Consider the following 10,370-nt stretch of genomic DNA (forward strand, 5'->3'; position numbering starts at 1 on the left):
TCACCATGCGTAACCGTCGATCGGTGGCCGTGTGGCGGTGCCGAGCACTGGCGCAGGGCCGCTCGTCCGTGCGAGTTCGTGCGCGGCCGTGGCCGTCCATGTGCGGGTTCGTCACGCCATGCGTCTGACCTTTTTCTTGACCTGCCGGAAAAATCGGTGTCCGTCCCCCGAACTCGTGAATCCGGACGGTATCCGGATCACGGACAACCACCCCGGCTACGCGTGTGATCATCAACCGGATGAACTCCCGGTCGGGGCCGCAACCTGCACGAGTGGTGTTCGGTTCGACCGCTGCTTCTTGCTCTGGGTGACTGTTAGCTTGCGGAAGCGATGACACCGAGTGAGGAGGCGACGATGAAACGCGTGTTCGGTGTGGTGCCCATGTACGGCGCGACCTGCAAAGCCTGACCGCCGTGACCGCCATCCCCAACCCATGTCGTGGAAAGGGCGCAAGTGTCCTTCGATCTGGTCGTGATCGGAGTCGGCTACGTGGGGCTGCCGCTGGCGGCGGCGGCCACCGGAGCGGGCATGACGGTGGCCGGGTACGACACCGACCCGGACGTGGTGCGCACGCTCACCGAAGGCCGCTCGCACGTGCTGGACGTGTCGCACACCGAGCTGCGCGCCATGCGCGCCAGGGGTTTCACCGCCACGGCCGACCCCGCGGTGATCGCCGGCGCCGACACCGTGGTGATCTGCGTGCCCACCGGCTTAGGCCCTGACGGACGACCCGACCTGGAGGCGGTCCGTGCCGCCGCCGAAACCGTCTCCGACCACCTGCGGCCGGGCACGTTGGTGGTCCTGGAGTCCACCAGCTTCCCCGGCACCACCGACGAGGTCGTCCGGCCGATCCTGGAGCGGCACGGTCTCGTGGCCGGCGAGGACTTCCCGCTGGGCTACTCACCGGAGCGCATCGACCCGGGCAACCGCGGCTTCGGCCTGCGCAACACGCCCAAGGTGGTCAGCGGGCACACGCCGTTGTGCGCCAAGCACTGCGCCACCTTCTACTGCCGGTTCGTCGACCACGTCGTGGTGGCGCGCGGCACCCGCGAGGCGGAGATGGCGAAGCTGCTGGAGAACACCTACCGGTACGTCAACATCGCCTTGGTCAACGAGATCGCGGTGTTCTGCGACCGGCTCGGGGTGGACGTGTGGGACGTGCTGCACTGCGCGGCCACCAAGCCGTTCGGCTTCCAGCCGTTCACGCCCGGGCCGGGCGTGGGCGGGCACTGCATCCCCGTGGACCCGCGTTACCTGCTGGACAGGGCCCGCCGCGAGGGCGCGCGGCTCGACGTGGTGGAGGCGGCCCGGCGGGTCGACTCGGCGATGCCGTCCTACGTGGTCGAACGGGCGGTACGGCTGCTGACCCGCGACGGCGTGTCCGTCGAGGGCTCGCGGATCCTGCTGTTGGGCGTGTCCTACAAGGCCGACGTGCCCGACACCAGGGAGTCCGCCGCGTTCCGGATCGCCGACGAGCTGACGGCGCTGGGCGCCGAGGTGGCCTACCACGACCCGGTGGCCGGTGAGGTGCCCGCGCTGGGCCCGCCCGTCACCGACCTCGACTCCGCGCTGCGCACGAGCGACGCCACCGTGCTGCTCGTCGCGCACCGCGGCTATGACCTCGGCCACCTGGCCAGGAGGGCTCGGCGGCTGCTCGACGTCACGGGCAGCGTGCCCGGAGGGGAGGTGATGCGCCTGTGAACGCCCCCTGACCCGGGGGACCCGGTCCGCGGACCGGCTGAGCAAACCAGATTTTCGCTGCACCACTTCACACTTCGAGGGAGTATCCCGAATGGTCATGTCCACGGCGGTCACGAGCGATCGGCTGAAGAAGCGCTTCGAGAAGTGGGACGTCGACGGCAACGGGCTCATCGAGAGGTCCGACTACGAGGCCGAGGCGCACCGCATCATCGCGGCGTTCGGCGAGGATCCCAAGTCGCCGCAGGCGCGTGCGCTGATCGACGCCTACGTCTCCATGTACGAGTTCCTGGCGACCAAGGCCGGTGTGGGCGCGAACGGCTCGATGACCGAGGACCAGTTCCTCGGCGTGGTCGAGGCGCAGGTGTTCGCCGAGGGCGACGCCGGGTTCAACCGCGTGATCCGGCCGACCGTCGCCGCGATGGTGGGCCTGTGCGACACCGACGGCGACGGCGAGGTGAGCCCGTCGGAGTTCCGCAAGTGGCTGGAAGCCATCGGCGTGGACGCCTCGTCCGCGGTCGAGTCCTTCCGGACGATCGACACGAACAGCAGCGGGACGTTGACGGTCGAGGAACTGGTGGCCGCGGTGCGCGCCTACCACTTCGGCGCGCTGGACGTGCCGCTGCTCGGCCACTGACCTGACGAGCACGACGGCGCCCCGGGGCTTGCCCGGGGCGCCGTCGTCGTGGTCGAGAGTTGTTCAGAGCGCCGGGACGACCGCCGGGCTGAACACGACCTCCACCTCGGGGCGCAGGCCGAGTTCCGGGCCGGTGCGCGGGGTGGGGGTGGTGATCAGCACGTTGTAGTGGTTCGGGTGGTGGCAGGCGTCGAAGCCCAGCACGGTGCCGACCAGCTCGCCGTCGCACCACACCTCGTCGCCCCGGTCGATCACCCCGGCGTTGGCGATCTCCACGAACCCGAGGAACGCCACCCGGTCGATCCGCGCGCCGGGCGCGGTGTCGTCGTGGTCGGTGGTCACCAGCTCGTGCACCTCGCCGCGGCGCACGCAGCGGCTCGCGAACGGCTCCAGGCTCATGCCGCGGTCGTCGCGCCGGTGCACCAGCACCTTGACCACCCGGCTGCCGACCGCCCGCTTCTCGCCGTCCTCCAGCATCACTCGCCTTCCCGTCGGTACACCTCGTCCACCAGGTCCAACGCGGCCAACCCGCCGTCGCGCCACGCCGACCCCGCCGCCACGGCCGTCGCGAAGTCCCGCAGCACGCCCTCGTACTCGTGCCACAGCGAGCCCTTGAACTCGTCGTAGCCCGCGAGCACGTCGGCCCGCAGCACGGTGCCGTCGGTCAGCCGCGCGGTCACGTCCTTGGTCTCGCCGGGGTGCGACCAGTCCAGTTCCACCACCGCGGGCGCGCGGCCGCGCACGTGCAGCGTCGCCTGCCGGTCGATGCCGTCGACCCGGGTGACCCGCGCCGACTCCACCGTCACCTCGCCCAGGAACAACCGGACCAGGTCCAGCGCGTTGGGCCCGTTGTCGGCCACGCACCCGCCTCCGGACCGCGCCGGGTCGAGGTACCAGCGGTCGGCGCCGACGTGGTCCTCGATCCGCTCCAGGTAGCGCACGGTCAGCTCGGCGATCGGCGGCGCACCCGCGAGCTTGTCCAGCAGCGCCAGCACGTTGGCGTTGTACCGGCGGTGGAACGCGGTGAACAGCGCCACGTCCCGCGCCCGCGCCGCCTCGGCCACCGCCAACCCATCCCGCAACGTCGTGGCCAGCGGTTTCTCCAGGCACACCGGCAGACCGCGCCGGATGGCGTCCATCGCGATCCCGGCGTGCACGTCGTTGGACGCCGTCACCACCACCGCGTCGACCCCGCCCGCGTCCAGCATCTCCCGGTGCGACCGGTAGGCGGGCACGCGGTGATCCGCCAACGCCCGCTCGTCCAGATCGCAGACGGCGGCCAGCTCGAAGCCGGGGGAGGAGGCGATCGCCGCCAGGTAGAACCGGGAGATCACCCCCAACCCGACCACGCCCAGCCGGATCACCTCCGGGCCCGGCTCGTCCGCCCCGGTCATCCGGCGGCTCGCAGGGCGGGCGCGAGGGCGCGCAGCTCCTCGTACAGCTCCTCCGGCAAGGGGACGCCGTGCGCCCGCCGCCACCGGGCCCGTTCACCCTCGTGCCACCCCGGGTAGGTGACCGGTCGGCGCGGGTCGAGCGGCTTGGCGGCGGCCACCGCGCCGAACAGCGCCGACGCGTCCGACCCGAAGCCCGACCGCAGCGCCGACGGCGCGAACACCAGCGCCGTCACCCCGATGTCGTCGTCCCGCGACACCGGCGACAGCGGCCCCGTCGCCGCACCCGGCACCAACGCCGCCAGCACCTCCACCAGCAGACCCAGCCCGAACCCCTTGTAGACGCCCGTTTCCGGCGCGCCGCCCAGCCACTGCAGGCGCGCGTCACCCAGGTCGAACGCCGCCGGGTCCGTCACCGGTGTCCCGTCCTCCGCCGCCAGCCACCCCGGCGGGACCTCCTCACCGGCCCGCGCCGCCGCCCGCACCCGACCCGTCGGCACCACCGTCGTGCTCATGTCCAGCACGAACGGCGGCCGGTCGCCCGCCGGGCAGGCCAACGCCAACGGGTTCGTGCCCAGCAGCGGCTCCCGACCACCGGGCGCGGGCGCGATGCGCTGACCGCCGCAGTTCGACGCGATCAGCCCGACCATCCCGTGCGCCGCCGCACGTGCCACGTGGTACCCGGCGCACCCGATGTGCGTCGCGCCGCGCAGCGTCACCATCCCGATCCCGTACCGCCGGGCCCGCGCCGAGGCCAGCTCCACCGCCTGGGACGCCGACCACAACCCGAGCGCACGGCGGGCGTCGGCCAGCACCGACGCGCCGCGGTCGGCCAGCACCACCATGTCGGCCGCGGGCCGGGTGCGCCCGGAGTCGAACAGCGGCAGGTACAGCCGGGTCAGGTTCACCAGCCCGTGCGTGCTCATCCCGGTCAGGTCGCCGTGGCACAACGCCTCCGCCGCGACCTCCGCCCGGTCCGGCGGCACGCCCCGCTCCCGGAACACACCGGCGACGGTGTCGAGCAGGGTCGGGTAGGGCACCAGGACGGTCATCTTCCTCCGTTCCGCGCGAACCGCACGACGATGTCGCGGACCACGTCGGCGAACCGGTCGAGGTCGGCGACGTCGGCGTGCTCGCCGCGCGCGTGGGCGTTGTTGGCCTCCAGCGATCCGGGGCCGAGGACGGCGGTGTGCGCGCCAGGCACGTCGGCGAGCCAGATCGCGTCGCAGGTGAACGCGGGTTCGTGCGCGGGCCAGCGCGGCGCGACGGCGTCCAGCAGCGGCACGTCCTGCGGCGGCAGCGCGGGCAGCCCGCGCTTGCGCCACACCAGCCGGGTGATGTCGGCGGCGTCGGCGGCGGTGCGGTGGAACGGCGGCACGCCGCGGAAGCGGGCGGTGAACTCGGCCAGCCCTTCCCGCAGCGCGGCGTCCAGCGCGACGGCCAGCACCCGCGCGGACGCCGTGCTGCCGTAGGACAGGTTCAGCAGCAGGTCACCGCTGCCGTACACGCGGTTGTGCAGCCGGCCGGTGTGCAGCCCGGCGACGCACACCTGGCCGTCCGGCACGCGTCCGGCCAACGCGCCCGCCAGGTGCTGGGCGAGGAACCCGAGCAGCACCGACGCGTTGTGCCCGGCCTGCGGCCGGTCGTCGATCGCGTCCTCGCCGCGCACCTGCACGCACGCCGTCATCGCGGCCGTGGACCGGGGCAGGTAGCGCAGCCCGGTCGGCTCGCAGAACACGTTCAGGCTGCCGTGGTACCCGGCCTCGACCAGCGGACGGGTGCCGAACACGCCCATCGCGCCGCCCTCCTCGCCGGACACGGCCTGGATCAGCACGCTGACGTCCCGCCCCACCGCCGGGTCGGTCATCGCGGCGCGGACACCGGCCAGCAGCGCCACCGCGGGCCCCTTGGCGTCGATCGCGCCACGGCCGTGGAACCGGACACCGTCGAACCCGGCCGGCTCGAACGGCGCGACCGTGTCCAGGTGCACGTTGAACATCAGCACCGGGTCGGCGTGGCCCACCCGCAGCACCAGGTTCGGCTGCTTGTGCAGGAAGTCCGGGTCCTCGGCGATCGCCTCGCGCACCACCGCGGGCACGTCGTGCCGCAGCACGTCGACCTCGCGCGCCGGTCCCAGGTGGACCGTCCGCATCCCGAAGCACTCGGCCGCCTCCGAGTACGCGTGCACCGCCTCCCACAGGCACACCTCGTCGGTGGTCTCCAACGGGCCGGCGGTCGGCAGCGCGAGCAGGCGCAGCAGCAGGTCGCGGTCTTCCCCGATCACCGCACCAGCCCGGCCATCGCCCGACCGGCCGCGACGAAGGCGGACGCCGCGTCCGGGGCGAGCGCACCCGACTCGTGCGGGCGCAGCGCCACGTGCGGCTCCAACGACCACGCACCCCGATAACCGTTGGCGTGCAACAACTCCACGCAGTCCGACACCCGTGCTTCACCCGATCCGGGCGGCACGAACCGGTCACCCGCCGCGTCCTTCACGTGCACGTGCTCGACGTGCGCGACCACCTCGCGCAGCAACGCGTACCCGTCGTAGCCGTGCGCGACGCCGTTGCCGGTGTCGAACAGCAGCTTCAACGCCGGGTTGTCCACCGCGTCGAGCAGGTCCAGCGCGCGCTCGGCGCTCGTGCCCGCCCAGCCGGAGCAGTTCTCGTGCAGCAGCACCACCCCGGCCGCCTCGGCCAGTTCGGCCAGCATCGACACCCGCGTGATCACCCGGTCGCGCCACCGCCGCGGTGACAGGCCCGCGTTCGGGTACGACATGATCCGCACGAACCGGGTGCCCAGCGCGGCGCACCGGCGCAGCAGCACGTCCAGCTCGGCCAGGTCGTCCTCGAACGGCGCGCTGATGGGCCGCGCCCACCCGCCGATCCGCGACGCCAGGCACACCACCCGCACACCCCGCGCGGCCAGCTCCTTCGCCACCACCGCGAACTCGTCGTCACCCAGGTCCGCGACCGCGCGCCCGTCCACGGTCCGCAGCTCGACGTGCGACCAGCCCAGCTCGGCGAGCACCGCCAACTGGCCGGGCAGGTCCGGCGCGGCCTCGTCGGTGATGCCCGCCAGCACCGGCCCACCCGACGGCACCGGCTCAGCGGACATGCGCGGCCACCGGGCCGGGCGACGCCTCACCGCGGGCGGCGGGTATCACCGGCTCGGCGCAGATGTTCTTGGCCACCGACAGCAGCTGCACCACGTCCGTGGCGAACGAGAACCCGCGCGCGTGCTGGTCGCCGGTGGCGTGGAACAGGCGGTAGGCCCGCAGCACCCACTCGGTGAGCGAGTCGTCCCGCAGCACCTCGTGCTCGCGCCGCCCGTTGACCGTGACGGTGAGCTGCGAGTGGTCGTCGTCGTCGCTGACCGCGTAGTGGCCGACCGCGCTGCCCTTCTCGAACTCCACGGTGATCCGGCGCTCCCGCACCGGCGAGGTGAGGTCCGAGCTGATCTCGGTGCGCACGCCGCTGTTGTGCCGCAGCCCTATCCGCGCGCCGCCCATCCGCGGCACGACCACGTCACCGACGGCCAGGTCGTACCCGGCCGCGTGGGTGACCCGCGCGCTGCCCGCGAGCCGCAACGCCAGCGCCACGCCGTGCGGCAGCTCCACGTCGAACGCGGTCTGGTGGCTCGGCCTGGTCAGCGACCGGCGGAAGCGCGGCTTGTTCTGCACGATCGAGATCGACTTCGGCTCGCCGAGCGTGCCGCCGCGCATCAACTCCATCAGCCGCACGGTGAGCGAGCTGGTCAGCCACGGCTCGACCACCGCGATGCGCAGGCCGTGCTTGCGGCGCAGCCGGATCACCCGGGCCAGGTCGTCGGTGTCGGCGGCGAGCGGCTTCTCCGCGATCACGTTGCGGAAACCGCGTTCGGCCAGTTCGGCCATCACCTCGGCGCGCACGGACGGCGGCGTGCACACGTGCGCGACCGTGTCGGCCGGGTCGAGCAGCGCGGCGGCCTCGGCGAGGCTGCCCACCATCGCCAGGCCGGGTCGTTCCGCGGGCAGCCGCCGCGGGTCGCACGCCACGATCGGTCGGTCGTCGAACAGCTGTCGGACCGAGGTCCGCGCCCTGGCCAGCACCGGCAGGTGCAGGTCCGCACCGGCTCGGCCCAGTCCCACGACGAGTGTGCGCACTATTGAGCCCCGTCTTGTCTCGTCCGGTCTCGAAGGCATCGGGAATGAGCGGTGTCCGCTCTCAATTGATGGCCCCGACGTTGTCCCAATCGCGAAGGTCTGTCAACTGCATGGGGGCGAGTTGACCAGGAAGAGTGAACTGCCCGGCGGTCGGCCGCCGGCCCGATGACCTGCCATACGCTCGACCGCGGAAGCGGTGACCGCGGAGGTGAGTGCGCTGACCGTGCCATTCTTCACGCAATCGGCGACATTTTCAGGATTGTGGCCGATAACGCGACGGCACATTGTTGATGTGATCCAGAACGGCAAGTACTCGCACGGGCGGAAAGTAGCGGAATTGGAAAGCGCGCTGGCCGCGTACACCGGGGCCGCGCACGTCGTGGGCGTGAACAGCGGCACCGACGGGCTCGTGCTCCTGCTGCGGGCGTGCGGCCTGCGGCCGGGTGACGAAGTGGTCGTGCCGGCGTTCTCGTTCGTCGCGTCGGCGTCCTCGGTGGTGCTCGCGGGCGGGCGGCCGGTGTTCGCCGACATCGAGCCGGACGGTTACGGCCTCGACCCGGCCTCGGTCGCCGCCGTCACCGGTGCGCGCACCCGGTTCGTCATGCCGGTGCACCTGTTCCACCACCTGGCGGACCTCACCGGACTGGGCGAGGTGGCCCGCCGGCTCGACCTCACCGTGGTGGAGGACAGCGCCGAGGCGATCGGCATGCGCCACGACGGCGTGCACGCGGGACTGGTCGGTGCCGGGGGAGTGCTGTCGTTCTTCCCCACGAAGACGCTCGGCGCGCTCGGTGACGCGGGCGCGGTGATCACCGACGACCCGGAGATCGCCGAGCGGGTGAGCGCGCTGCGCCACCACGGCAGGTTCGGCCGCACGATCGACGACTTCCCCGGCATCGCCACCGAGACCGGCGCGGTCGGGGTGAACAGCAAGATGGACGACGTCCAGGCCGCCGTGCTGCTGGCCAAGCTGGACCGGCTGGAAGCCGACATCCGCCGCCGCGCGGTACTGGCCCGCCGGTACGCCGAGGGCCTGGCCGGTGTGCCGGGCGTGCGCGAACTGCCCTCCGTGCTGCCGCGGCGGGCGAGCGTGCGGGGCGTGTTCTACGTGTACGTGATCGAGGTCGACCGGCGCGACGAACTGGCCGCGCACCTGGCCGGCCGCGGCATCGGCACGGAGACCTACTACCCGCTGCCGCTGCACCTGCAGCCGTGCTTCGCCGACCTCGGCCACCGGCCGGGCGACTTCCCGAACGCCGAACAGGCCTGCCGCCGCACCCTCGCCCTGCCGCTGTACCCGGACCTGCCGCTCGGCGACGTCGACCGGGTCTGCGCCGAAATCCGCTCCTTCTACCTCGGAGAGCGCGCGTGAGGATCCCGTTCTTCCCGCCCGACCTGTTCGACGGCGACCTGCTGCTGGAGGTGGTGGAGGAAGTCGGCCTGGCGCCGGACCAGCGGTTCATCCTCGGCACGCGCACCGCGCGGTTCGAGGCCGTGGTGCGGGACGCGCTCGGCGTGGCCGACGCGGTGGCGTGCGGCAGCGGCACGTCGGCGTTGACGCTGGTGCTGCGGGCGATGGGTGTCGGTCCGGGCGACGAGGTGATCGTGCCCGCCTACGGGTGCGCGCCGCCGGCGTCCGCGCCGTCGGTCCTCGGCGCGACACCGGTGTTCGCCGACGTGGACCCGTGGACGATGGTGGTCGACCCCGCCGAGGTGGACAAGCTCGTCACCGAGCGCACCAAGGTGATCATGCCCGCGCACGTGTTCTCGGTGATGGCGGACATGCCCGCGTTGCGGCGGATCGCCACCGAGGCGGGCGTGCGGCTGCTGGAGGACTCGGCGGTCGGCCAGGGCGGTGTGCTCGCCGGGCGGGCGGCCGGGACCTGGGGCGACGCGGGCGTGTTCTCGTTCGTGCAGGTCAAGACGTTCGGCATGCCCGGCGAGGGTGGGATGGTCGTCACCGGCGACCCGGCGCTGGCCCGCGAGGCGCGGATGCTGCGCAACCACGGCCAGGACGGCGTGCACCGGTTCGTGCACCACCGGATCGGCCACAACAGCCGGTTCGACGAGGTGATGGCCGCCTTCCAGCTGCGCCGGTTCGCGACCTTGCCCGAGCGGCTGGAACGGCGGGCGCGGATCGGCGAGTACTACACGTCCCGGTTCGCCGACCTGGCCGGTCGGGGCGTGCTCGCGCCGCCGCCGGGCCGCGACGGGCGCTGCTTCTACGTCTACTCGCTGCTGGCCGAGCGGCGTGACGCGCTGCGGGACCACCTGGCCGCGCACGACATCGGCTCGCACGTCTACTACCGGGCGCCGCTGCCGCTCCAGCCCGCGTTCGCCGGGCACGCCCAGCCGGGCCGCGACTGGCCCGCCGCCCAGGCCGCCGCACGACGCCAACTGGCCATCCCCATCCACCCACACCTGACCGACGCGCAGGTGGAACGCATCGCCGACGAGGTGTGCCGGTTCGCGTCCGGCGCACACGGCTGAGGAGACCTCG

At 72.8% G+C, this 10,370-nt stretch carries 10 protein-coding genes; 4 read left to right on the forward strand and 6 right to left on the reverse strand.

Translation table 11 applies throughout. The features are described from left to right. Positions 1 to 453 precede the first annotated feature (453 nt). Complete coding sequence (locus A6A25_RS22740) at positions 454 to 1,701, forward strand: nucleotide sugar dehydrogenase (protein ID WP_073893044.1); 1,248 nt, start codon at positions 454 to 456, stop codon at positions 1,699 to 1,701. 97 nt (positions 1,702 to 1,798) lie between these two features. Beyond that, a complete protein-coding gene (locus A6A25_RS22745; RefSeq protein WP_073893285.1) occupies positions 1,799 to 2,335 on the forward strand; it encodes an EF-hand domain-containing protein in 537 nt (178 codons plus the stop codon). 63 nt (positions 2,336 to 2,398) lie between these two features. Here A6A25_RS22745 and A6A25_RS22750 read toward each other — a convergent pair whose 3' ends face one another. The 6 genes from A6A25_RS22750 to A6A25_RS22775 are packed head-to-tail and all read right to left on the reverse strand — an operon-like array spanning position 2,399 to position 7,855. Next, positions 2,399 to 2,812: a DUF6917 domain-containing protein gene (locus A6A25_RS22750; RefSeq protein WP_073893288.1), complete on the reverse strand. Its 414-nt coding sequence runs from the start codon at positions 2,810 to 2,812 to the stop codon at positions 2,399 to 2,401. Continuing rightward, positions 2,812 to 3,729 (reverse strand): Gfo/Idh/MocA family protein, encoded by a 918-nt coding sequence (locus A6A25_RS22755; protein WP_073893045.1) that lies wholly within the window; start codon positions 3,727 to 3,729, stop codon positions 2,812 to 2,814. Before A6A25_RS22755 ends, A6A25_RS22750 begins: the two co-directional genes overlap by 1 nt. Continuing rightward, positions 3,726 to 4,778 (reverse strand): Ldh family oxidoreductase, encoded by a 1,053-nt coding sequence (locus A6A25_RS22760; protein WP_083668564.1) that lies wholly within the window; start codon positions 4,776 to 4,778, stop codon positions 3,726 to 3,728. The genes A6A25_RS22755 and A6A25_RS22760 overlap by 4 nt, the downstream gene beginning before the upstream one ends. After that, a complete protein-coding gene (locus A6A25_RS22765; RefSeq protein ID WP_073893046.1) occupies positions 4,775 to 6,010 on the reverse strand; it encodes a M20/M25/M40 family metallo-hydrolase in 1,236 nt (411 codons plus the stop codon). Before A6A25_RS22765 ends, A6A25_RS22760 begins: the two co-directional genes overlap by 4 nt. Continuing rightward, positions 6,007 to 6,843: a sugar phosphate isomerase/epimerase family protein gene (locus tag A6A25_RS22770; RefSeq protein WP_073893048.1), complete on the reverse strand. Its 837-nt coding sequence runs from the start codon at positions 6,841 to 6,843 to the stop codon at positions 6,007 to 6,009. Before A6A25_RS22770 ends, A6A25_RS22765 begins: the two co-directional genes overlap by 4 nt. Beyond that, on the reverse strand, positions 6,833 to 7,855 hold the full coding sequence (locus A6A25_RS22775; RefSeq protein WP_241828852.1) for a Gfo/Idh/MocA family protein: 1,023 nt from the start codon (positions 7,853 to 7,855) through the stop codon (positions 6,833 to 6,835). The genes A6A25_RS22770 and A6A25_RS22775 overlap by 11 nt, the downstream gene beginning before the upstream one ends. Positions 7,856 to 8,153: 298 nt before the next feature. On the opposite strand from A6A25_RS22775, the gene A6A25_RS22780 reads away from it, so the two are divergent. Both A6A25_RS22780 and A6A25_RS22785 read left to right on the forward strand, forming a co-directional pair. Next, positions 8,154 to 9,242, forward strand: coding sequence for a DegT/DnrJ/EryC1/StrS family aminotransferase (locus tag A6A25_RS22780; protein WP_241828875.1), 1,089 nt, complete (start codon positions 8,154 to 8,156; stop codon positions 9,240 to 9,242). Continuing rightward, on the forward strand, positions 9,239 to 10,360 hold the full coding sequence (locus tag A6A25_RS22785) for a DegT/DnrJ/EryC1/StrS family aminotransferase (protein ID WP_073893051.1): 1,122 nt from the start codon (positions 9,239 to 9,241) through the stop codon (positions 10,358 to 10,360). Before A6A25_RS22780 ends, A6A25_RS22785 begins: the two co-directional genes overlap by 4 nt. Positions 10,361 to 10,370: the final 10 nt, after the last annotated feature.

This window comes from Saccharothrix sp. CB00851 (assembly GCF_001905065.1).
Taxonomy (GTDB): Bacteria; Actinomycetota; Actinomycetes; order Mycobacteriales; family Pseudonocardiaceae; genus Actinosynnema.

Bases quoted from the DNA above. Each gene is read 5' to 3' on its own strand.
- A6A25_RS22745 (WP_073893285.1), top strand. From the start codon at position 1,799: ATGTCCACGGCGGTCACGAGCGATCGGCTGAAGAAGCGCTTCGAGAAG.
- A6A25_RS22750 (WP_073893288.1), bottom strand. From the start codon at position 2,812: ATGCTGGAGGACGGCGAGAAGCGGGCGGTCGGCAGCCGGGTGGTCAAG.
- A6A25_RS22755 (WP_073893045.1), bottom strand. From the start codon at position 3,729: ATGACCGGGGCGGACGAGCCGGGCCCGGAGGTGATCCGGCTGGGCGTG.
- A6A25_RS22760 (WP_083668564.1), bottom strand. From the start codon at position 4,778: ATGACCGTCCTGGTGCCCTACCCGACCCTGCTCGACACCGTCGCCGGT.
- A6A25_RS22770 (WP_073893048.1), bottom strand. From the start codon at position 6,843: ATGTCCGCTGAGCCGGTGCCGTCGGGTGGGCCGGTGCTGGCGGGCATC.